Raw genomic sequence first — 23422 nt, 5'->3', positions numbered from 1 at the left:
GACAAATGATTGCAATGTTTTTCTGGGCATTTGTTATCGGAGGGCTTATTTGTGTCATTGGTCAGCTTATGATGGATGTCGGCCGCTTGACACCGGGACACACACTTTCAATTCTTGTGTCAGCAGGAGCGATTTTGGCTGGATTCGATTTATATGAGCCGCTTATTAATTTTGCAGGAGCTGGAGCTACAATCCCTATTACAAGCTTTGGAAATGCACTTGTGTCAGGTGCGATGCAGGAAGCGGAAAAGCATGGAGTCGTTGGTGTGTTAACCGGCATGTTTGAAGTAACCAGTGCCGGGATTTCTGCTGCAATTGTTTTTGGTTTTATCGGCGCCCTTTTTTTTAAGCCAAAAGGGTGAGCCCGCCCATCCCTTTTTTTCGCTGCTTCATATGATAAGAAGAGAACAGCGAAAGGAGGAAGGCGTCATGGGTATGTATGGATGCGGCGGTTATGGCGGCGGCTATGGCGGCACAAGCACGTTTGTTTTGATTGTTGTTTTATTCATTTTGCTCATCATCGTTGGGGCAAGCTTTTATTGATCTGAAGTGAGGGGGAGCAGTTGATGAACGAAAAGTTTTTTGGCAGCATTGAGAAAAAAACCGGCGTGCGCATGTCTGATATCTTTGCGCTCGTCGACTCACTTCAGTACGCAGACTTCAGTGATGAACGCACCATTCGAGCGGTTGTCGCGCAAACTGCCAGTCTTGCCGGAAAAAAAGTGCCGAAGCAGGTAGAAGACGAAATTGTCCGGACTATTTTAAAAGACGGCAAGAAGCTCGACATGAACGCGATTACCAAAATGATGAAATAAGCCTATGGGAGAGCAGCGGAAATGCTGCTCTTTTTCCTATTCATCTGGGTAATAAGATGCTTTTTCAATATAAATAGTTTAATAGGGGGTGACTAAAGGGAAAGGAAAACTATCTTATAGTGTTTACTTTTCGAAAGGAGCGAGCATAATGAGTTACATACTTCCGATTCCACAATATCAATACGTTGACTACAGAGAGCGGGTCATCAATGAAACAAGCACAGGCTATTCGTCTATTGATCCGGCTGCGAAAGTAACATTCGATAAGGTGCTTCGGGACGGTTCTGAGCCTCAAATGAGCTTAGAAGAACGAAGAAAAAAACGCCAGAGCGAACATGAAGCATTCCGTGTACATATGGCCCAGCTAAGCGGCAGAGGATTTGAAATCGACCGGTTCGCTTAACGGAAGCAGGCGATTCCAATAAAAAAGCGTGCTCCTTCAAAACAGGGAACACGCTTTTTTGTTATAACTTTTTGATCATCGTTTTATGAAGAATGCCGGCGTCTAAAAATTCACCGGATACAATTTCATAGCCGCGTTTTTCATAAAAGGGAATAGCGTGCAGCTGGGCATCAAGCTTTAGTGCTGCGAGGCCGCCAGCCGTTTTGGCATGCTGTTCAATTGCCTCCATAATAAGGTTTCCGGCTCCATGGCCGCGTGCTTCTTTTAATACGCAAATGCGCTCAACCTTGCCAAATTCGCCGACCGTGCGAAACCGTCCTGCTCCGCATGGCTCCTGCAGGTCGTTGTATAAAACAAAATGAACAGCTTCCTCTTCAAGCTCATCAATTTCAAGAGCAGGCGGCACGTTCTGCTCCTCCACAAAAACGGCAGTGCGTACAGAGTATGCATCCTCGCGCTGCTGTAAATCAGTTGTTTTCACCACGTTCAAAGTCTTACGCATCCTTTCCAAGTAAAAATGTTTCATGGACAGTCCACGAACCGTTTTCAAGCTGGTAAAGCAGATGAAAGCGGTCTGCCGTTTCTGTCAGATCAATAGAATCCAGCCGAAGCGAGCCATATACATCTGAATGCTCATCATTGGACAGCCTCTGACCGATTGTAATATGAGGAATAAACCGGTACGGCTCTTCGCCGGGAAATTCTTCTGTATGCATCATATCATATAAAGAATCAAGCGTCTCATTCGGATCTACCTTAAAATAAATAACATTATTCACCGGCTCAAATGATTTCACTTTACTGACATGATAGGAAAATGGCTGATGCAGCGCTGCGATACGGCGCAGTTTTTCCGCTATCCGGTCAATTTCTTTTTCTTTCGCTTCAAATGGGCTTTTCAGCGTAATATGTGGGGCAATCAGCGCATAATGCGGATCATACCGCTTTCGGTAACCATTTACTTTATCCTGTAACGATTTTGATGGAAAAATGACAATACCGTATTTCATGCTCATTCACTCCCTTTAAGTTACTACTTCTTCTATTAGTATACCAAACGTTTAAAAAAATGCAGAACGGGAGCAGATGCTTACTCAAACATTTTCAAAAGAGCCGGCTTCATGTCTTTCTGCCAATAGGTCCATGTATGGCCGCCCGCAAATTCATCATAAAAATAATCGGATGTTTTGGATGTTAAAAGAGAGTGAAGGGCCCGGTTTGGTGTTAAAAAATCCGCCCGCTCCCCATTTGTCATAAGGACGTCGGTTTCCTCTGTGCCGATCATATGATAAAGAGAAGGAAGTGTTTCCGCTTTTTCTGCGATGTTCATCACTGTGCTGTCTACAAAGGGTGAATGCATAAGCACGCGTCCAAATAACTCCGGATGCTTGAGTGCTGCCATAAAAGAAACTGTCCCGCCCAGGGAATCACCGGCAAGTGCCCGGCCAAACCTGTCTTTATGCCCCGGGAACTGCTCATCCAAATACGGAACGAGTTCCTGCGCCAGAAAACGGATATACGCTTTTTGTTTTGAACCTTCAGGATGATATTTTTCACGCCGGTCATGCTTATTGTGATAAGGGATGCCAACAATGATCAGCGGCTCGATGCTTTCTTCGCCAAGCAGCTCATCTGCCACGCGTGGCAGGCGGCCCATTTGAAAATAATCCCTGCCGTCCTGGCAGATTAAAAACGTATAGGAAAACATAGGGGAAAAGCCGGCGGGAACATAAACAAGAAACGAAATGTCCTCGTTTAATTCCTTCGAATGAATATGGTGATCTTGAATTGTTCCGCGTTTCATAAAAAAGCCTCCTTGATAAATACTGTCAGCTTATTTTATCATGGCTTCAATAGAACTAATGTTCTTTTTGGGAACGAAGCAGAGAGATATATGATATGATAAACAAAACGACCGAACAGAGAAGGTGACGAGATGGTGAAAATCGGAACGCTTCGGCGCGCGCCTGAAATTGTGGCGGTGTTCGCGAAGCATGGCTTTGCCGGATACATAAAAGACCTTGGTCTGGCAGAAAAAATCCCGTTTACGCGCTGGGCAGCGAAAGAACAAAATGTAAAAGGCGAGCAGCTGAGGCGGGCTCTTGAAGAACTGGGCCCGACGTTTATGAAACTCGGGCAGTTTTTATCCACAAGAACGGACTTGCTGCCGCCGTCCTGGACCGAGCCGCTTGCCAAGCTGCAAAACAGCGCGCCGGCCATGCCGTTTGATGACATCCGTAAAATTGTCGAATTGGAAGCGGGGCAGCCGCTTGATGATTGGCTTATATATATGGAAGAAATCCCGCTCGGCGCCGCTTCAATTGGCCAGGTGCACCGGGCTGCCCTGAAGGACGGAACAGAGGTGGCCATTAAAATCCGCCGGCCGGGAATCGAGCCGGTTATCCGAAATGATGTTTCGATTTTACGCCAGCTTGCCAGTCTTGCAGAACGAAATTCAGAATTAGCGCGCCAGGTTAGTTTAAAAGCCATCATCGACGACTTCGCGGCAGCGCTCGGACGGGAAATGAACTACCGGATGGAAGCGGTAGAAGCAGCCGGTATGCGGGAAATAATGAAAGACAAACGGATTTATGTGCCGCGTATTTTTTCGGAATGGACAACGGAACGGATGCTCGTGATGGAATTTGTAAACGGCAAGCCGCTGCGCGGGGACGTTATAGCAGAAATGGAAACAGAACGGCGGCAGAAGCTTGCCCGTTCCCTGTCTGAAACAATATTGCGCCAGGTGTTTATTGACGGTGTGTTTCATGCTGATCCGCACCCGGGCAACCTGCTGCTCCTGACGGACGGCCGTCTTGGCCTTATTGACTTTGGCAATACCGGCCGGCTTTCGGATGAAATGAAACACCTGCTTTCGGACTGCCTGTTTGCACTCGCAGACCGGGATGCGGCGTCACTGTCGATGCTTGTGCTTGAAATGGGCGCCCGCAAGCCGATTGAACGGCGCCAGCTTCAGCGCGACATCAGCCGCTGGATGGCGGGCTATATGGATATAGAACTGGCGGAAGTGCAGATGGGAGCTATGCTGCAGGAGCTGTTTTCTGTCGCAGGCAGCCACCATATCACTATTCCAAAGGATTTTGTTCAGGTTGGACAGGCATTTTTAAAGGTAGAGCAAACCGTTATCACTCTTGACCCGGGCTCAAGCCTGTCAGGCATGGTGCGTGATATGGCAAGAGAAGTCCTGTTCGGGCGTATTCATCCAAAGGAAATGCTGCGTGAATCCCGTTCCTTTCTGCGCCTGTTTAAAATGGCAGCCAACAAGCTGCCGGGCATTTTAAATGAAACCCTGAATGAGTGGGAAGGCGGCCAGCCAAAGCTGAAAATGCATTTGACGGCCGATGACAACATGATGCGGCGCATTGAGCGGATGGCGTCCCTTATTGTGCTAAGCGTGATCATGCTCGCTTTCAGCATTATTATGGCTGGCGTTTTCGTCTCCATGGGCAGCCAGTCACCGATCTCCGGCACAGATTCTTACATCATCGCCCTCGTCACCGCCGCCGTTATGACCATCTTATTTCTAACCGTACTCTACCTCATGTGGCGCAAAATCAAATAACAACCGGCCGGACAGCCGGACGACAGACGGCGCGATTCCACCGGTTTTCGGCGCGATTTTCCAGCATTTTCGCGCAATTACACAGCAGGACGGCGCGATCCCTTCCATATCGCGCCGCAACCTATTCATAGAATCCGAGAAAATAGAAAATGAGTTGACATTCCAAAGTAAATTGAATAAAATATAAATTGTCAGTAACACGATTCCTTAGCTCAGCTGGGAGAGCGCTACCTTGACAGGGTAGAGGTCGCTGGTTCGAACCCAGTAGGAATCATACTAGTACAGAGGCCTGGATCCCTTTATTGTTAAGGGATTCAGGCTTTTTTGTTTCACTGATACAGTATTAAAAAATTCGCTCTTTTGCTAATTTGCTAACCCTTTGCTCACGGATTTTTTTATTGCTTCTTCGAAGATGTCAGCCGAGTCATCAGTGGCATCGGGAACAAGGTGGGCATACACCCCGAGAGTTATCTTAGGATCTGCATGCCCCAGCCGCTTGGCAACTCTTACTATATCTACATTGCTTGAGATAAGGATAGAGGCATGAGTGTGACGCAAATCGTGAAAACGAATAGGAGTAACTTTCGCGGACTCACATACTCGTTTCATTGTTCTCAGCACATTGCTAGGATCCCGTGGTTTGCCAAACTCGGTACATATAACAAAGTCGTTGTCCTCATATGCTTGTCCCAGTTTTTCTTTCCATTCCTGTTGCTCGGTCTTAGATATCAATAATGCTTTTATCACTTCGTTAGAAATTGGAATTTTCCGTTGGGATTTTTTTGTTTTTAAAGTTGTTACAACATATCCTTTTAATGGAATATAAGCAAGTTGCCGGTTTACGTTAATAATTTGCTTATCAAAATCAATATCACTCCATTTAAGACCTAATAGTTCTCCTCTTCGCATACCCGTATAGAGGGCAAGTAAAAATGTAAGATAACATCTTTCACCTCTGCACACATCAAGAAACCTGTGAATTTCATTGAAAGACCAGATCACCATCTCTTTTTGTCTAATTGGTGGGGATTCTGCTTCTGAAGCAGGATTATATTTAATTTTCCTCCACTTTTTGGCCTTATCAAAAGCTTGATTGAGCATATTATGGATTTTACGGATATAAGCCGGACTGTATTCTTCCTCGTACTTTAAGTTATACAAAGCATCGATATCTTCCGTTGTAATGGCCGAAATTGGTTTATTGCTAAACGGGTTTCCATCGATTAAGTGCTTTTGCATCATGTATTCTCTTGATTTTGCGGTGGTATCTTTTACGCGCTTGCTGTAGTACTCATAAAACCATTTCTGTATAAACAAAGAAAACTGCTCGTCACTGGGCCTGAAATAATCCCCTTCGTCAACTTCGCTTAACAGCTTACGCATTGCTGCCTCTGCGTCTTTTTTTAAACGAAATCCCCCCTTTGTTTTTTGTTTTCGTTTCCCTGTTAATGGATCTTTACCTATATCAATTATATAAGTCCAGGTTTCCCCCCGTTTAATTACAGATCCTTTCAATGTAGCTTACCTCCTTGACACGTTTTTTGTGTGTTAGAAGTAAAGTAAGCCTGTGGTCTAATCTTTATTGTAACACAGGAATATTGATTCATAATTTGTTGCCTTCCTGACAAGATAGCCATTCAAAAAATGCCTCCCTGGTAACGCGCTTATTTCTTCCAAGTTTTATAAGCGGGAAAGATGCACCATCCATTATTTGGTACGCTTTGGGCTTGGATACCTTTAAAATTTCTGCCAGATGCTCGACAGTTAAAACAATTGGATAGTCCTCCATATTCTTGTTCATGCGGTTTCTCCTTATATATTTAGTTCTTTTTAATGAATACTCAACTGTTTAAGTTTGAAATAGTATACTTTCAAGTGCTTACGGTTTTAAGTCTTTTGATAAAATTTTTTTCTGTATCGAAATAAGAGGTTTAATTTATACAGAAATCCCAGGTTATAAAGATGGTGGAATTTTACAAAAGGATATTTGAATACTCTAACGGTTTGTATTTGTCATACTGGCAGCAGAGCAGGAAAGTAACGAATAAAAAATTCATGAAAAGTAAAATTGCTACACCTTATTTATTTGGGTAATTTTAGATAATATAATTAAGTTAGGGCTGAACCTCAGTTGTTACATCGAAAAAAATTAAAATTGGGAGGGCGCTATGGTTTCCTATGAAGAAGAATTAAAGAACCAGGGATTTGAACAGGCACTAACTGTTTTAAAGTTAATTACTGAAGGAAAGAGTGATGAAATGATCGCTGAAAAATTAGAAATACCTGTTGCAAAAGTTGAAAAAGTAAGAGAAAAGTTATCACAATAGCAAAAATCCCAATATGTATGTCGATAAAAACTCTCTTATGTTACTTATGCAGTATAAAAATCTTAATTAGTAACTTATGCAGTATAAAAATCTTAATTAGTAACAGTAACGAGCAGTTGAATGTTTTGGCTAAATTGAATATACCGAAAATAATCTCTGGATCTTGTAAAAGATTTAGAGATTTTTTATGTTTAAAAAATTTTTAAAAAAAGCTTAAAAAGATCTTGGGCAGCAGGTAATATATTTAAAATATTTTTTTGGAGGAGGCCGCTGCAGAATTTAAAGACTAAAACAAAGCAAATTTACTGTGTTGCTTAATTAACACAGTACGAGACAAGTAAGTAACATATAGAGAAGGGATCAAAACCATATGCAAGGTTGGATTAAATTTCACAGAAAAATACTCGACAACAAACTGTGGTACGACGTTTCAACGTTCCGTTTGTTTACTCTCCTGCTCCTTAAAGCGGCACATAAAGACGGCACCAAGGTAGGAGGTCAGGTCCTTAAACAAGGCCAGTACATCCGTTCATATCGGATGCTAGCACATGATCTTTCTTACAAGGAAGGGAGAGGCGTCAAACAGTACTCAACAAGCACCATAAAGAGGTGTTCTGCTAAATTGATTGAAAACGGAATGGTCACGGTAGACGAAACGGAACTAGGAACACTGTTCACCATCGTCAATTACGCGTCATATCAGCATTTACAGGGTGATGAAGAAGAAACCCAGAACGGAAGTCAGAACGTTTACAGAACGAACCCAGAACGAAGTCCGAACAATAACAAGAATGTAAGAATTAAAGAATTAGCAGCAGTAGCTAACGGCGATAAAGATTTCGCTCCTCAGAACCAAAGTGACGGGACGCCTGAAACCGGAAATAAAATATCACAGGATACAGAGGCACGTAAACAACAAATCGCTAACTGCTTTATTGCTGTACGGAATATGGGTTTTTACTTAAAGCCAGAAGAAGAGAATTCAATCGAGCGTATTGCTGAGTTGGATATTTCAATCGACAAGCTGCAGGGCTGGATTCAGGACATTGTGCAAACACAAAATCAAAAAAGCCCTCACAACAAAGTGAAAAGCTTCCGGTACTGCGAGCCTATTATCCTGGAACGATTCCATGAAGAAAAGAACCGCAACGTTGTTCAATTCGGGAGCAAGCCGAGGAAACAGGAAGAAACGCTAGAGGAACGTTTTGCCCGACTTGAACGGGAAGGCAAATTGAATTTTGGGGGCGATTAAGTGGACAAGCAGCAGGTGTTTAAAATACTGCATACGATTAACGCGGCGTATTCCCGTTTTGAAGTAACAGATGACCGAGTAATCTTATGGTCTGAAATGCTTCATGGGATGGACTTTGATAAGGTCGACGCTCGTCTAAGACAGCATATTAAAGATAACAGATTCCCACCATCTATCGCGGAAATATCAGTCTATGAACGGCCAAAGAATGAGCATCTGGAAAAGGTAAAACAGTGGGAACGTGAAGGAGCGGAACGGATTGAGAGAGACAAACATAGACCAAAATCAATTAATCCATACAAGCAGTGATCCGTACCAGGCAGCAGAAGTAGAAAATACGGTTTTAGGCTCCATGTTTCTTGAACCGGATCTTGCTTACGAGACAAACTTAACGATTGAGCATTTTACCCGGGCAGCTAACCGGTGCATCTTTGAGGCTATTAAAAAGCTAGCTGAACAAAATGTGCCGGTAGATGTAATCATGGTTACTCAGCAGCTAGTTGAAGACGGCCAGATTGAGAACGTCGGTGGCACAAGCTATCTATCTGACTTGGCTGGATCTGTTCCAACAACTGCAAACTTTGCCTATTACCAGGCAATGCTGATCGATCAGTATAAAAAGCGATTAATGAGCCGGGCTGCCTCGGATTATTTAGCCAATCCGACTGAAGAAACAGCAGAAAAAGTGTATAGTACCTTTATTGAGGCTCAGGAAATGGGGCAGAAACAAGGCCGGACAAAGGTGGAAGTCCTTAGCGAAATCTTTGATGAGATTTATGAGGATGCCGGTGAACTGACGGGCATATCGAGCGGGCTGGCAGAGCTCGATCGGATGACAGGTGGATGGCAAGGGGGAGATTTAATCATTGTGGCCGGTCGTCCATCGATGGGGAAAACAGCATACGCTCTAAGCCTGGCGGGTGCTTGTTGCGAACAGGGCGGTGTAGCGGATATTTTCTCGCTTGAAATGTCGCAAAAGCAGCTGATCAAGCGCTTCCTATCTAGCATTGGAAATATCGAAGGTTCCAAGTGGCGCAACCCCTCCAAAATGTTTACCGAAGTAGACGATAATAGAGCCGACTATGCGATGAATGAATACAATAAGTGGGCGATTGAGATCCACGATAATTCTCGTCAGACAGTTGCTGATATACGGGCAGCTGTCCGGAAAACAAAGCGAGATCATCCAGGCAAGAAGCATATTGTCGTGATTGATTACCTGCAGCTGATCACGCCAATTGGTAAGTTTGAACGGCATGACTTGGCTATTGGATATATCACCCGAGAGCTCAAGCAGATGGCACGCCAGTTTGATGTGCCGGTTATGTTGCTCAGCCAGTTAAGCCGGGCAGTAGAACAGCGTCAGGATAAGCGGCCGATGTTGTCTGACCTGCGTGATTCAGGGTCGATCGAGCAGGATGCTGATATCGTCTCCTTTCTTTACCGGGACGATTATTACAGTAAGGATAAGGGTGTAAAGAATACAGTAGAAGTCATTTTAGCTAAACAGCGTAATGGATCTGTTGGCACGATAGAGTTGGCATTTATTAAGGAATATTCTAAATTCTTGGATTTAAATCAACAGAATTCTTAATTTTGATAAGTATATGATCTCTGGATTTATTAATAGATAGAGATCACAAATAGTGTGCTATCCTTTATAATTGTTTATGAAAACTGCCAATAATTAATATACTTATTCTAGTTTTTTGCTCTAATCATCAAAAAGGGATAGAGTGGAACATTTAAAAAGCTTGGTTTTAGAGGCTCTTTCCACACTCTTAACCAAGCTTTTCAGATATTACATCTCGAATGCTTCCTCTAGAATAATTACATATTTAAAACGTTTTATTCCAATCCGATCCAAACTGTTCTTCTTCACCATAATATAGTAATGTAATGTCTCCATGTTTAAGAATATTGTTCTCTTTCAATTTAGAAATGAGGTTGTCCAATAATTTTTTATCCCCTTCCTCTCTCTTTTTTGAAAGTTCTATCCGTAGCATGGGACTGATTTCAAACTCTTTAAAGCTTTTTGGATTTGGATTTCTCTCTTCAATATCTAGGTTGTAAAATTCCTTATCTTCTATCATTGCGGTCACTTTAGTTACCGCCTGGAATTCCTCCTTCACATAAGGGAATACCTCTTTTTCGATATCGTGAGTCATTTTGGACATTGCATAGTCATCTGTCATTTCCCCATTATTTTGATCTTCGTATACCAAAAACTCTATACCATTATGTTTATCACGTACCTTAGCTGCATAATTAAAATTCATGTATACTCCAAAATCAGAGTTATCTAAAACCCCATATATTTTGAAATTATCATTATAGTATTCCTCTAAATATTGTTCGGCTTTTTCCTTTACTAATTTTTCAGCAAATGGATTTGGTATGAACAATTTAGCAAATATCAAAAACGCAAGAACCCCTGCTATTATTGCAGCGACACTTATACCCTTTTTCATAACTTTGCCCCCTAAGGTTTAATTTCTACGCATCTTATTACCTTATATTACCACTTTTCATGACTAGTTACGTTTGCTTATCATAGTTTTTTACGTGTGGTAACTATTAGGCTCTATTTGAGGTCCTTTATTTTACTGGCAAAGGTCGTAAGCATGAACTAATGCAGATAAACCCGCCAATATTTCATGGACGGGTTATGTTTAAAAGAATACCCTTAAAATACCCAGGAGATATTAATCATTTCAGGCGCTTTATTGTTCAAGCTAATAGGAACCATTAATGGTTCCTATTAGCGGTTTCTGCTATAAAAAATAGAGATTGATCTTAATAATTATGTATAAATTAAAACCCTCTATATAATGGAATCTATAAATAGGAACCATTAATAGGCACTATAACAGATCCCTTATAGATATAGGGTTTGTGCCCCGCTACCTCTGTATAATATCTTAGGACAAAGACTTGTAGTAAGGCTTGATTTTATAATAGGCACCATTAATGGTGCCTATATGCACATCCTTGGTAATTTAACTGTGCAAGTCCGGAGGGAAACGCTTGCTATTTATATAAGCCGTATTTAAGAAAAGGCTTTTCTCAGTGTGTAGTATCCTTTCGATAGTTGTGCAGGATCTCCTAGCTCCGCTCACTGTTCCAGCAGGAGTAATTTGCATGACTGGCTTTACTACGTCTTTATAAGACAAAATAAGCAAGGAAGAAGTGACTATTTTAAAATACAGTTAGCCCTATACAGCCCCATTGAACTGCACTTGGCGTCTGTCCCACGGAAAACAGCAAAGCCCTTTGGATGATACGCACAATATTTGTCCTATACTGCAGTCTGAGATTTGCTACTCTCATTCAAGTGCTATGCGAAACAGAAAGTATCGCTTAGGCTGTTATAAGCACTTTTTAAATAAGACTCCCTTCGAACTTTAGAATGCATAGTTATTCAAATGAAGGACCTATTAGAGGGAAGACCCAATCACATAGGCAGGTATGTTATTGGGGTATGTTATTTGAGATAACATACCCTGTTCAGAAAAAACCCAGGAAGAGAAAGGGCTCAAAGCTATTTTCAGAACCGTGAGAAATCCCGACTATATAGGAATATACTATCCGATTTGGTAGTAGTTTGCTGTTTGCTAAAAGTACGTTCCAAGGTAGTTTTTTGTTTTTATGATTATACAAAAAAAAGGATTAATATACAAATTTATTGGAGAGTACTTATTGATTATAGTGTTCGTTTTAAATTTGAAACTGAAAATATTTACTAGCTGCCCTTTTAAAACAAAAGTGTAGGATATATTATCAGCGCTTTTATAATAACTTTAACTGTTCATCTTTTTAATCTCTAGAGCAACAGTTAACTCACTGCAAGAGATTTTATGTAAGTGCCACCACCATTCCTCTATTGGTCGCTTAGTGTTGTCAAAGTCATATACTGTTTGAAGATGATGTAGTAAAGCTTCAGCGTTTTCAATTATTTTATAGTCGCATTTATCAAGTTCTGTTTTCTCTTGTTCAGTCAGTAAGTGATATACTTCATTCATTTCACTGCGAATATGGAAGTTTTCGATGGACTCATGTGGGCTAATTTCAAAATTACAAAGGTCATTATACAGATTCTTAATTTCATATAAATACAACATGTCATCACCTCTTTTTCTGATGTAATACTATATTGTTATATATACATAATAGTATTAATTTTCAAATAATTTGTAAAGGCATACATAAAATGGATTTTTTTGATAGAGCGAGTAAAAAAGGCTACAGGACAAGTATGATGAATCAAGCGCTTTGTAAATAATTAAAAGCTTTTAGACCATTTAGAGCTGTAATTGATGTCGTAGAGTGTAAATTTTAATTTTGTCTTGTGTAGTTTTAAACGATACTTTAAAAGAGACCTATAGTGGTTTTCCTAATGCTATCAGATCTTTCATTTGTTTAATCCTCAATTAACAGCAAACTAAAATGTTATGTTTAAAAATGTCCTTCTTTATAATATTAACTATGATTAGAAAGTAATCTTGTAATTTAGGAACTATAAGGTAAGTAACTTTCAAAAGGTAGAGTTGTCGGAAAACAAAAGGATTCTCAAAAAGAAGTTGTTGTTTTTATGATAGGCAAAAGCACATCTGAATTTTTAGATGTCTTAATTCGCTTTTCGTTTGCATCTTGTCATAATAAAATTAATTCAGTCTTATGAACGAAGTGGGATGTAAATTATTAAAATTTTGATTGTATGAACAAAATTTATATCTGAACGAAGTGGAAAGTGATCATCAAGGGAAGTTCACTTTTTGTTTGTCATTTTTACAAAATTGGTATATTATTCAAATGTTATTTATGCCTAAATATAAATTTTAATATGGGAGGTGTTTGAGAGTGCGTTTAAAAATTAATATAAAAGCTAAAGAAATTCCAGTCGCTTATCGGTTTGGGTTTTTGAGTATGATCAAAGAAGCTGTCACGGCATCTGATCCTCATTATGCAAAGCAACTTTTTGACAGCCAAAATAGAGAAATGAAACCTTTTGCCTACAGTACCTATTTAAAAAATTTCCGTTTCGAGGGAGATTCTATTAAGGTGGACAGCTTTACGATCACTATCTCTTCTTCTGACCTTATGTTTATGACTATGTTATATAACGGCTTGGTTCATATTCGGAAATATCGCTATAAAACATATGAGTGGGAGCGTGGAAGGATTGAAATGCTTCCGGAAAAAAATATCCAGTCGTCATCTGTCTTGTTCCGCACCTTGTCTCCTCTATTAATTGAATCAGCAGATCAGCAGCCGCTTGCGCCTCACGATCCTGGCTACGAGCAAGAATTTAATTATTACGCCAATTTAACAGTACAGCGGATGCTTAAAAGATCGCTGAAAAAACCGCTCATCGTCCGGCCAATGCAAATGAAGAAAGTGGTAATTAAAGAAAACACACACCATATCAATGGAGGGAACCAAGTCTTATATTTGACAGCTTATAAGGGCATGATTTTTGTAGAGGGCGATCCAGCCGATTTGGATTGCTTGTATAAAAACGGATGTTCTAAAAGAAGATCGGCTGGTTTTGGCCTTCTTGATATCGAAATGGAAGGAATGAGGACATGAGTGGCTATGCCGTTGAGCTTATAAGTGAAGAATGGTTTTTCAACGCAGGCCTTATCGGGCTAAAAAGGCTGTACCCTGATGAATTGCCAATTATAAATGGAAATCCAGCTATTACAGTTGATATGCTGGATACGCTGGCTGAGAGGTATTTTCATTACTTGTTTTCTACGTACAATATCGCAGAGCGCGATGCTAAAAGAATGCAAAATCTCCTAAGCTGGGCAGAGAAAAATGAAAGAGATGCATTCAAGGAAATATCCCGTTTTGCTGCTGAGCAATTAAAAAAGATTGATAAGTATTTTCCCACCCAGGCGGTTGAATTAAAGAGAGTTATCGATGTTATGAAAAAGCCAGAGTCAATAGAACAAATGAAAGTGTATGTTGATAAATATCTGAAGATTGTGACTAGCGAAGAAATAAATCAGAAGCTGACAATTAATTATGTGAAGTCACTTTATATTTCGCCGTTTTACGGACAAACAAGTTTCCTTCAAAAAACGTTTTCAGCCATGACGTATGACACGCACTTAAAACGGATGATAAAAGACTTTATCGAGCCAGCTCGACTTGAAATTACTTTCGCAGAGTTATTGCAATCCGCAAAGAGTGAAGAAGAAATCAAGGATTTCTTAGAAAAACACAAAGATTATAGCGGATTTAAAGGTTGGTTGAAAGCCATTAAAAAAATGAAATTATCAGACACTCACCAATGGTTTCACGAAAATTTGCTACCCTGCTCATTTATTGATTCTCTATATGCGACGATGAACTTTGAAGAAATGATGTTTTTGCCCCTTGGCATTTCCAGGACAAATGCAACCAACTTTTTTTATGACTTTAACAAAATAAATCCCATTCCGATGAGTGCCGTGGCCCGCCTTATTTTATTTCTATTCCCCATCGGTGCAACTTTTTATAATCGTCAAGTCGGACACGGTACAGCAAAGGAAACAAGACGTTATGCAGGGATTGTGCTGAATTCAACTCGGTTTGCAGATAATTATGACGCTAATGAAACGTACCGGAATATTCGAAATGAAGGTGGTTCCTTTACGGATGCTGTCTTTGGGGTGTTGGCGGATGTAAAGCAAAAAGCAGAACGCAGCCAGCGTTCGTTATTGTTTATCGAAGTCCATACTGACGGGTCAAAAAAAACGGTGCTGGATTACTATCATATGCCGGCCTATGCATCTAAATATTTTTCATCCAATCAAAGCAATGCATTAAGGGTCTTGTTTTTGAAAGAAGAAAAAGACCAGTTTATTCGATCTATTTTAAACGGGCGTGACCCGAAGCAGGAAATGTTCCGTTATGTGAGAGAAGCCATTAAGAACGCCACACACCGAACGGGAGCTTTGGTTATGGTGCAGCAGCGGGCGAAAATCATGCGGGTGAAAAAAGGAGTGAATGAAGAAATGGACGAAAAACAAGACAAACAGATTTATGTGATTTATAAACAGGGTATCGCTCTTCAAAAAAGATTGGAAGGAAAAACAAATACGGAAACTCATGATGTTTACCGGGCGGATGCCTCCAAAAAAATACAGGGGATTGCTTATCGTCTTTTGAATTCTCTGAAGACAGGAAATCCTGATAGTTTCTTAGATACCATAATGCGGCTCCATGTCGGAGTTGGGCTGCCTGTTTCCTCTCTGTTCCTGGATGTTTTAAAAAAGGGTGGACTTGATTTTGAGACAATAGGCGGCGCTTTTATTGCAGGGTTGCTAGGCGAAGAATACAAAGAAAAACCGATAGGGGAGGAAGCAAAATGAGCAAAGCCATGACAATGTCAATTATTTTTCGAGCAAATTCGTTAAATTATGGGGAAGGAATCGGGAATATTTCTGAACTCAAAAAATTTCACCGGGCAGATGGAAACGTGTATACATTCGCCTCCCGTCAAAGCATCCGGTATGATATAGTGCGGCTCGGTAATGAGTGGTTTGGCTGGAATCTGGACACGGTCGATAAAACAAAAGGAACGCTTCAATTTAAAGAAAACACATCGATTAATGATTCGGTAGAAATGGACTTGTTCGGTTATTTGAAAACAGCGAAGCAGTCGAAAAAACGCCCGGCGGTTGCCCGCTTATCTCATGCTGTTTCTATGGAGCCATATCGCAGTGATATGGAATTTTTGAATAATATGGGAATGGCTGAACGAATCGGCGAAACACCGAATCTTGCGAACATTGAGCAGCATGAGAGTCTATATGCTTATACCATCACCATCGATATGAACCGGGTTGGGAAAGACCTAGATATTGAGCTGTCTCCGGAAGAAAAAACAAAGCGAATGCATGAATTTTTAGATGTTATTAAACTATTAAATCGTAACATTCGCGGACGCCAGGAATCACTTGCTCCTTTGTTTGTCATTGGGGGCGTATATGATGTAGCTAATCCATTCTTTCTAGGCCGTCTCATGCTGAATCATGATATGAAAAACTGGCTGATTGAAACGGACATTTTAAAGGATACATTGGATACAACGTTTGGAGGCAGTTCCATCAAAGACCAGACCCGTATCGGCTATATAAAAGGAGTATTTGAGAATGACGGGGAAATTGGCAGCTTGTGCGAAGCAGGAAATGTAGAATCCTTTTTTGGACACCTAAAGCAAGGAGTTTCCGCTTATTATGCGGATGCGGGCCAATGAAAGCACTACGGCTGAAGCTGTATCAAGAAACAGCCTGTTATAAAAAGCCCCATGCACTTAAAGTATCGGAAACCTATCCCCTTCCGCCCTTTGCTACTGTAAAAGGAATGCTTCATGCGGTCATGGGTGCCACATCATTGATTGATATGAAACTATGTATTCAGGGAACCCACACCGGTATGATCAATGACTATCAGACGTATTACTTTTTTAAAAGTGATACAACACCTGAATTCGCGCTGACAGCTGCCGGACTGCCAGGTGTGAAGGGAGAATTTAATCAAATCACGACGATGCCGATTTACAGGCATTTGCTATACCATGTCCAGCTTGTGATTTTTGTGCAAGCGGAAGAAACTGTGCTTGAGCAGATATGCGAATCCATCTTGGCATCATCAGCTTTTATCAGCCTTGGCCGCCATGAAGATCTTGTACGGGTGGATGGCTGCGATATCGTGGAGCTGGAAGAAACGGACAGCTGTGAGCTTACACACAGCGCCTTTGTGCCTTTGCCTATAGCATCCGAAAGTGATATTTATGGGATGCCTTATAAACTGAATTGGGTGTACAGAATTGTGAAGGGTGTTCGGGTTTGGGATAAGATTGCTGTTTCGTTTGCAGAGAAAGACCAAACAATTGTTGAGACAGAAGAGTTTCCTCTTTATATCGACGATGAAAATCATGCTGTATTCTTTCATCATTAATCCATTGGGTCGGCTTCGGCCGGTCCTTTTCTGAAGGAGAATTATATGTTATATGCCAAGTCAAACCCAAAGGAATCTATTTATGCACACACGTCTGAACTCTTAAAGAGATATGAGGAACTGTACGAAATAAATAGAAAAAAATATTGTACGATGAGTGAAACGGACTGGTTATTACTTTGGAATGCCGCTCTTTATCATGACATCGGTAAAGCGGAACCTGTGTTTCAAAACAAGATTAGACAAGTATTAAACGACCCCCCGCTGCCCGTTCCTTTCCAGGAGACTGTACGCCACAACTACTTATCTGTTTTATTTTTGCCTTTCCACCAATGGTCTTTTACAAAGGAGGAAAAGAAAATGATGGTACAGGCAATTGGTTATCATCATGAGAAAAATGACCGGTTTGACCGGGATATTTTAAAAAGTTCTTTTCTTCAAAATGTACAATCCTTATTAAAAGAGATTAAAACAGAATTCCCGCATCCTATTTCAGAAAAACCTCAAATGATTTCATTGAATTATTTAAAAAACCGTTTCACCCATCATGACGGTGAGCTGTTTTACCGCTATATCATGGTCAAAGGACTGCTTCACCGGCTGGATCACAGTGCTTCTGCTGGACTGCCTATTGAACTGGCGTCAGGTTATCATGTATCGGAATATGTAGACCGGTATTTTATAAAAGAAATCAAGAAGCCGAAGAGGGACTTGCAGGTATTTGCTGAAGAAAATCGTGATAAGCATATTTTGGCGCTAGCACAAACTGGAATGGGAAAAACAGAAGCGGGCTTGCTTTGGATTGGAGAAGAAAAAGGCTTTTTTACACTTCCTCTTCGCACAAGTATTAACGCAATGTATGACCGGGTGAAAAACAAGATTGGATTTTCGAATATATCGGAAGAGGGAGAAGAAGCGATTGGCCTGCTTCATTCATCCAGCATGGATTATCTCGATGAAGAAAACAGCGAGCAGCAGCAAGATATTGAAGTGGTCTATAACCAAACCAGACAATTTGCGAACAAGCTGATTATTTCAACAATTGATCAAATTATGAAATTCCCCCTCTATTACCGAGGATTTGAAAAAGAATTGGCTACATTAGCTGGAGCAAAAGTTGTTATTGATGAAATGCAGGCATACGATCCGCGTATTGCCGCGCTGCTCATTCGAGCGCTTGAAATGATTGATCAAGTAGGCGGACGTTTTATGATTATGACGGCTACAATGCCACATTTGTACAAAAAAGAGTTGGAGCGGATTATGAGCAGGAGCCGCATCTCGCTCATCCAGCATCAGTTCTTTGATGATCAGGTTTTACGGCATCATATCCGTGTTCATGATGAAAGTATTTTGGATGCCATAGACAACATAGAGAGTGACGGAGAAACAAAAAAAGTATTAGTTATCTGCAATACGATTGCACAGGCAATGGAGATGTACGAGAAACTGGATGAAAAAAGCAGCAATGTTCATCTCCTTCATGCCCGCTTTCTGCAACGGGACCGGTCGATCAAAGAAAAAGCCATTATGGACTTTGCAAAAAAAGGAAATGAACCTGGCATCTGGGTGACCACGCAATTAGTTGAAGCAAGCCTTGATATCGACTTTGATCGTCTTTATACCGAACTTTCTTCACTGGACAGCTTATTTCAGCGTCTCGGACGCTGTAATCGAAAAGGAGAGAAGCCCATAAATGTGCCGAATGTTCATGTTTACACTGCAGACGAGACTGGCCGCGGGGGCATTTATGATAAAGATATTTTCGACCGAAGCAAGAAAATGATTCAAATTATAGATGGCACCGTTTTAAAAGAATCATCCAAAATGCAGATGATTGAAACGCTGTATGATGAAGACGAACTGGAAGGAACTGAGTTTAAAAAAGTTTTTCGGAATACGCTATATGAACTCAAGCACATGAGTCCGTATGAAATCGATAGCAGACAAGCGCAAAATTTAATGAGAGACATTCGGCAGGTGCAGGTTATTCCAATTGATATTTTCAAAAATGAGGCTTTTTCTTTGTTCGAACATTACGAACAATTAAGTGACTTGAAAGAGAAAAGGCGGATACGCAGGGAGATTACCCGGTTGAGTGTGAATATCTATCATTCACAAATTAAATATCATGAGTTGACAGTCTGGCGAAACGGTATACCAGCTGATTTTAAAGATATATTTGTAGCAGAGTGTCCTTATTCATTTGACAAAGGACTTGAACTAAAAGATAAGCCAGATGCCTTTTCATAAGGAGGAACAACGATGCAAAACCAAACCATTGGCGGTGTTGAACTTCAGTACTATGCATTGTGCAAGCGTAAGCTATGGCTTTATAAGCATGGAATTCGAATGGAAGACGAATCCGATAAAGTGCTTGAAGGATCTGTTTTACATGATACTTCATATCCGAAGTTGATGAAGAAAGAGATTATCGTGGATGGGCAATTTAAAATCGATGCAATAGATGGAGAATATGTGCGAGAAGTAAAAAACTCATCAAAAATGAAGCAGGCAGACCGCCTGCAAATGCTCTTTTATCTTTACCAGCTTCAGCTGCGAAGAATTCATAAAATTGGTCTAGTCAGTTATCCTAAAGAACGAAAAACGAATGAAATTCATCTGGGTGAAGAGGAAATAAAAGAAATCAAAGAAGCAATCGCGGATGTTTATACGATTTTAGAACAAGCAAAACCAATAAAGCCTATTAAAGTCCCTTACTGTAAGTCATGTTCATATCATTCATTTTGTTATGCCACGGAGGTAGATGACGATGATGCGTGATCATTATATTTTTTCAAATGGACGGATTCAGCGGAAAAACAATACCATTTATTTCATCAACGCAGATGAACAGAAGCAGCCACTGCCGGTTGAAAAGATTCGCAACCTTCATGTATTTGGTGAAGTGGATCTCAATACAAAATTGTTAAACTTTTTAAGTCAACACGATATTTGTATCCATGTGTATAACTATTATGGTTTTTATGCAGGAACGTATTATCCACGTGAAAAACAGGTATCCGGTTTTCTGCTGGTGAAGCAATGCGGCCACTATGAAGATCGGTTGAAGCGAATGTATCTTGCTCATCAATTTTTATATGGAGCTGTTCACCACATGCTGCGCAACCTGCGAAGACACCGACCGGCAACAGAAGAGATTATTACCGCTATTTTATTAGAAAGCCAGAAGCTACAAATGGCAAAAACAATTAATGAATTAATGGGCATTGAGGGAAGAATCAGGCAGCTCTATTACAGTGCATTTAACAACATAATTAAATATGGTTTTGTTTTTGAAAAACGAGAAAAAAAGCCGCCGCGTGATCCGTTAAATGCACTTATTTCTTTTGGCAATACGATGATGTATCAGGCTGTGTTATCCGAGCTATACCGCACCCAACTGAATCCGACGGTCAGCTATTTGCATGAGCCTTCTGTCAAACGTTTTTCGCTGAGCCTGGATTTGGCGGAAATCTATAAACCTCTTATTATTGATTCAATGATCTTTTCACTCATTAATAAAAGGGTGATAACAACAAAACATTTCGATTATATAGAGGAGGAGATTTGTTATTTAAATGAAGAAGGTCGTAAAAAATTTATAGTGGCATTTGAAGAGAAAATGAAAACATCAGTCAATCACCGGGTACTAAAGAGAAAAACATCGTATAGGCACTTAATTCGATTAGAATGCTATAAACTGATTAAACACTTAGTTGATGATGAAGATTATAAGCCATTGAAAGCGTGGTGGTAACATGTATGTCATTATTACGTATGACGTGAATGAGAAACGTACGTCTAAGATGTGTAAAAAACTGCGTGCTTATTTAGATTGGACGCAAAATTCAGTATTTGAAGGGGAAATTACGAAAGGAAAACTGCAAGAATGTCTGGCTTCTCTTGAAGAAATTATGGGAGCAGATGATTCATTATACGTATATCAAATTGCTAACCCGAAGCATTTAAAAAAAGTCACATATGGTTCTTCGAAAAACGATTTAGACTTGTTCTTATAGTATAATAAGGATATAAAGAATGATTTGCAGTAGATCGATTTTTTTATGATTGAGCTTGAGGCCTTATATCACAAAGGTTTATGCTGGTTTTTAATCAAGCTGTCATTCCTAATTCTCGATTTACGGCAACGAAAAATACTTTGATCCAGCTAAACTATTGATGAGAATGGGTTTTGAAACCAGAATTCAGGGGGTTTTATCTGAACTTAGAGGGATGTAAATTCAATACAAGCAGATTGAGTTTGGCTAGGGTTAATCGTTTTATCTGAACTTAGAGGGATGTAAATTCGGTTGCACGGCTTCTCTCATTGTCGCGAGCATCGGTTTTATCTGAACTTAGAGGGATGTAAATGTCTATATTGCTCAATCTCGTTCGATGCGTCTGAAAGTTTTATCTGAACTTAGAGGGATGTAAATCCGTAAACAGCACATATGGGTTCGAGAGGGCGCTTGTTTTATCTGAACTTAGAGGGATGTAAATTTCATCGCTAAGTTAATGGCAAAAGCCGTTTTCCCCGTTTTATCTGAACTTAGAGGGATGTAAATTTAAAGCAAGTGACGGTCTTTATTTAGTGGTAGCGGTTTTATCTGAACTTAGAGGGATGTAAATTCGTTTTTCCATACCCTTGTCTGCCTGTCATAACGTTTTATCTGAACTTAGAGGGATGTAAATGTATTCAGCAAGATCGCTCGCTTGATAGGTGCGTCGGTTTTATCTGAACTTAGAGGGATGTAAATAAAAACGAGAGAATCGCATTAAATCCACCAATGACCGTTTTATCTGAACTTAGAGGGATGTAAATCATACGGAAAGTGTATTCAAGAGCTTCGGCAAGTGGTTTTATCTGAACTTAGAGGGATGTAAATAAATCACCGTCTGCGGTAATCTGTGGGGATGCGCCGGTTTTATCTGAACTTAGAGGGATGTAAATGTTTTCCGATGCCTTGCCGTTTTCATCCAGATCAGTTTTATCTGAACTTAGAGGGATGTAAATGAATAAGCGAAAACAGGCTGAAACGGCATCAAGAAAGTTTTATCTAAACTTAGAGGGATGTAAATAAATTAGGTACGTCTTTAAAAAATAGTACCGATCCAGTTTTATCTGAACTTAGAGGGATGTAAATTTCATCGAACCGCAAGACGCCCGTTAAGGCTGCCTTGGTTTTATCTGAACTTAGAGGGATGTAAATACGCCTGGACGATCTGGAACAGGAACCGGCTTTTGTGTTTTATCTGAACTTAGAGGGATGTAAATTACGAAGGACCTTATGTATCAATCCGCAGAAAAAGCGGTTTTATCTGAACTTAGAGGGATGTAAATCAACTAAATAACTTCTCGCCGCTCTTTTCTTGTGATGTTTTATCTGAACTTAGAGGGATGTAAATTGGATGATGAGACTGAACACAAGCCCCAATTTCCGCATGTTTTATCTGAACTTAGAGGGATGTAAATTTCACCGCCATCATGAAGTAAGAGCTTGAATCCAGGCTGTTTTATCTGAACTTAGAGGGATGTAAATTTGACGGGGTTTCCATTTCCTTTGCAGATGGCGATTGTTTTATCTGAACTTAGAGGGATGTAAATCCATCTTTTCATAGTTCTCTGTTGTAATAGCTGTGCGTTTTATCTGAACTTAGAGGGATGTAAATAGAATATCAATGGTTTCTGCACGCCCAGGCTCATCGTTTTATCTGAACTTAGAGGGATGTAAATAGTTTTAATGTGCCGGTAGGAATCGGCGCAGCTTGTGTTTTATCTGAACTTAGAGGGATGTAAATACGATGCGATTTACAATTCCTTTTGAACCTAATTCCTGTTTTATCTGAACTTAGAGGGATGTAAATTAGTTCACCGTGTCAAATCCATCATTTCCACGGGTAGTTTTATCTGAACTTAGAGGGATGTAAATGTGATGTTATATCCTGAGAACTTCTGACCTGGATTCGTTTTATCTGAACTTAGAGGGATGTAAATTTTGGTAAATATTATTTTACAGTAACCCCATGAAAGTTTTATCTGAACTTAGAGGGATGTAAATGAAAGAAGCGTTAATTGAGCGAGAGGAG

Annotated in this window: 24 protein-coding genes, 1 tRNA gene and 1 CRISPR repeat array (1 of these 26 running past the window's edge); of the genes, 18 read left to right on the top strand and 7 right to left on the bottom strand. The window is 40.3% G+C overall.

Annotation, left to right across the window (positions count from 1 at the left end):
* The first annotated feature begins 5 nt into the window (after nt 1-5).
* The 4 genes from spoVAE to VP98_RS10765 all read left to right on the top strand — a co-directional run bounded on the left by spoVAE (nt 6) and on the right by VP98_RS10765 (nt 1218).
* Nucleotides 6-362, top strand: coding sequence for a stage V sporulation protein AE (spoVAE, locus tag VP98_RS10780; RefSeq protein ID WP_046175363.1), 357 nt, complete (start codon nt 6-8; stop codon nt 360-362).
* A 67-nt stretch (nt 363-429) separates the two neighbouring features.
* Nucleotides 430-543, top strand: coding sequence for a YjcZ family sporulation protein (locus VP98_RS18580; protein WP_046175362.1), 114 nt, complete (start codon nt 430-432; stop codon nt 541-543).
* A gap of 23 nt (nt 544-566) precedes the next feature.
* Nucleotides 567-815 (top strand): stage VI sporulation protein F, encoded by a 249-nt coding sequence (locus VP98_RS10770; RefSeq protein ID WP_046175361.1) that lies wholly within the window; start codon nt 567-569, stop codon nt 813-815.
* A gap of 148 nt (nt 816-963) precedes the next feature.
* Complete coding sequence (locus VP98_RS10765; RefSeq protein ID WP_046175360.1) at nt 964-1218, top strand: hypothetical protein; 255 nt, start codon at nt 964-966, stop codon at nt 1216-1218.
* A 61-nt stretch (nt 1219-1279) separates the two neighbouring features.
* Here VP98_RS10765 and VP98_RS10760 read toward each other — a convergent pair whose 3' ends face one another.
* From VP98_RS10760 to VP98_RS10750, 3 genes are all read right to left on the bottom strand, one after another.
* Nucleotides 1280-1708: a GNAT family N-acetyltransferase gene (locus tag VP98_RS10760; RefSeq protein WP_231584159.1), complete on the bottom strand. Its 429-nt coding sequence runs from the start codon at nt 1706-1708 to the stop codon at nt 1280-1282.
* Between the two features lie 4 nt (nt 1709-1712).
* A complete protein-coding gene (locus VP98_RS10755; protein ID WP_046175358.1) occupies nt 1713-2228 on the bottom strand; it encodes a YjcG family protein in 516 nt (171 codons plus the stop codon).
* An 80-nt stretch (nt 2229-2308) separates the two neighbouring features.
* On the bottom strand, nt 2309-3022 hold the full coding sequence (locus tag VP98_RS10750; protein ID WP_046175357.1) for an alpha/beta hydrolase: 714 nt from the start codon (nt 3020-3022) through the stop codon (nt 2309-2311).
* 132 nt (nt 3023-3154) lie between these two features.
* Between VP98_RS10750 and VP98_RS10745 the strand changes: the two genes are divergently transcribed.
* Nucleotides 3155-4801 (top strand): ABC1 kinase family protein, encoded by a 1647-nt coding sequence (locus tag VP98_RS10745; protein WP_046175356.1) that lies wholly within the window; start codon nt 3155-3157, stop codon nt 4799-4801.
* A 201-nt stretch (nt 4802-5002) separates the two neighbouring features.
* Nucleotides 5003-5075 (top strand) — tRNA-Val (locus VP98_RS10740).
* A gap of 89 nt (nt 5076-5164) precedes the next feature.
* On the opposite strand, the gene VP98_RS10735 is transcribed toward VP98_RS10740, so the two are convergent.
* Both VP98_RS10735 and VP98_RS10730 read right to left on the bottom strand, forming a co-directional pair.
* Nucleotides 5165-6316, bottom strand: a complete 1152-nt coding sequence (locus VP98_RS10735) for a site-specific integrase (RefSeq protein ID WP_046175355.1) — start codon at nt 6314-6316, stop codon at nt 5165-5167.
* An 88-nt stretch (nt 6317-6404) separates the two neighbouring features.
* Nucleotides 6405-6602 carry a helix-turn-helix domain-containing protein gene (locus tag VP98_RS10730; RefSeq protein WP_046175354.1) on the bottom strand — a complete coding sequence of 66 codons (198 nt, stop codon included), beginning with the start codon at nt 6600-6602 and terminating at the stop codon, nt 6405-6407.
* Nucleotides 6603-6969: 367 nt separating this feature from the next.
* Between VP98_RS10730 and VP98_RS18910 the strand changes: the two genes are divergently transcribed.
* The 4 genes from VP98_RS18910 to dnaB all read left to right on the top strand — a co-directional run bounded on the left by VP98_RS18910 (nt 6970) and on the right by dnaB (nt 9974).
* Nucleotides 6970-7128, top strand: coding sequence for a hypothetical protein (locus VP98_RS18910; protein ID WP_156151366.1), 159 nt, complete (start codon nt 6970-6972; stop codon nt 7126-7128).
* 370 nt (nt 7129-7498) lie between these two features.
* Entirely contained in the window at nt 7499-8380 is an 882-nt protein-coding gene (locus VP98_RS10725) for a hypothetical protein (RefSeq protein WP_046175353.1), read from the top strand.
* Nucleotides 8381-8689 carry a replicative helicase loader/inhibitor gene (locus tag VP98_RS10720; RefSeq protein WP_052712211.1) on the top strand — a complete coding sequence of 103 codons (309 nt, stop codon included), beginning with the start codon at nt 8381-8383 and terminating at the stop codon, nt 8687-8689.
* On the top strand, nt 8640-9974 hold the full coding sequence (gene dnaB, locus VP98_RS10715; protein WP_231584158.1) for a replicative DNA helicase: 1335 nt from the start codon (nt 8640-8642) through the stop codon (nt 9972-9974). Before VP98_RS10720 ends, dnaB begins: the two co-directional genes overlap by 50 nt.
* Nucleotides 9975-10218: 244 nt before the next feature.
* Here dnaB and VP98_RS10710 read toward each other — a convergent pair whose 3' ends face one another.
* Nucleotides 10219-10851: a hypothetical protein gene (locus VP98_RS10710; protein WP_046175352.1), complete on the bottom strand. Its 633-nt coding sequence runs from the start codon at nt 10849-10851 to the stop codon at nt 10219-10221.
* 1329 nt (nt 10852-12180) lie between these two features.
* Nucleotides 12181-12501, bottom strand: coding sequence for a hypothetical protein (locus VP98_RS10705; protein WP_046175351.1), 321 nt, complete (start codon nt 12499-12501; stop codon nt 12181-12183).
* A 739-nt stretch (nt 12502-13240) separates the two neighbouring features.
* On the opposite strand from VP98_RS10705, the gene cas6 reads away from it, so the two are divergent.
* The 8 genes from cas6 to cas2 all read left to right on the top strand — a co-directional run bounded on the left by cas6 (nt 13241) and on the right by cas2 (nt 21354).
* Nucleotides 13241-13969 carry a CRISPR-associated endoribonuclease Cas6 gene (gene cas6, locus VP98_RS10700; protein ID WP_046175350.1) on the top strand — a complete coding sequence of 243 codons (729 nt, stop codon included), beginning with the start codon at nt 13241-13243 and terminating at the stop codon, nt 13967-13969.
* A 122-nt stretch (nt 13970-14091) separates the two neighbouring features.
* Nucleotides 14092-15741, top strand: a complete 1650-nt coding sequence (cas8a1, locus tag VP98_RS10695) for a type I-B CRISPR-associated protein Cas8b1/Cst1 (protein WP_197076582.1) — start codon at nt 14092-14094, stop codon at nt 15739-15741.
* Nucleotides 15738-16628 (top strand): type I-B CRISPR-associated protein Cas7/Cst2/DevR, encoded by an 891-nt coding sequence (gene cas7i, locus VP98_RS10690; RefSeq protein ID WP_046175348.1) that lies wholly within the window; start codon nt 15738-15740, stop codon nt 16626-16628. The genes cas8a1 and cas7i overlap by 4 nt, the downstream gene beginning before the upstream one ends.
* Nucleotides 16625-17332, top strand: coding sequence for a type I-B CRISPR-associated protein Cas5b (gene cas5b, locus VP98_RS10685; RefSeq protein WP_046175347.1), 708 nt, complete (start codon nt 16625-16627; stop codon nt 17330-17332). The genes cas7i and cas5b overlap by 4 nt, the downstream gene beginning before the upstream one ends.
* 45 nt (nt 17333-17377) lie before the next feature.
* Nucleotides 17378-19585, top strand: coding sequence for a CRISPR-associated helicase/endonuclease Cas3 (locus VP98_RS10680; RefSeq protein WP_046175346.1), 2208 nt, complete (start codon nt 17378-17380; stop codon nt 19583-19585).
* Between the two features lie 12 nt (nt 19586-19597).
* The gene (gene cas4 / locus VP98_RS10675; protein WP_046175345.1) at nt 19598-20116 is read left to right on the top strand and encodes a CRISPR-associated protein Cas4; all 519 of its coding nucleotides are present in this window, start codon (nt 19598-19600) and stop codon (nt 20114-20116) included.
* Nucleotides 20106-21092, top strand: a complete 987-nt coding sequence (gene cas1b, locus VP98_RS10670; RefSeq protein ID WP_046175344.1) for a type I-B CRISPR-associated endonuclease Cas1b — start codon at nt 20106-20108, stop codon at nt 21090-21092. The genes cas4 and cas1b overlap by 11 nt, the downstream gene beginning before the upstream one ends.
* A 1-nt stretch (nt 21093) precedes the next feature.
* Nucleotides 21094-21354 carry a CRISPR-associated endonuclease Cas2 gene (gene cas2 / locus VP98_RS10665; protein WP_046175343.1) on the top strand — a complete coding sequence of 87 codons (261 nt, stop codon included), beginning with the start codon at nt 21094-21096 and terminating at the stop codon, nt 21352-21354.
* 193 nt (nt 21355-21547) lie between these two features.
* Nucleotides 21548-23422: direct repeats of the CRISPR family, unit length 29 nt; unit sequence GTTTTATCTGAACTTAGAGGGATGTAAAT (it continues 943 nt past the right edge of the window).

This window comes from Domibacillus indicus (assembly GCF_000970685.1).
Taxonomy (GTDB): domain Bacteria; phylum Bacillota; class Bacilli; order Bacillales; family Domibacillaceae; genus Domibacillus; species Domibacillus indicus.
Note: the sequence above shows the minus strand (reverse complement) of the source record. Positions and strands in the feature narration are given on the sequence as shown.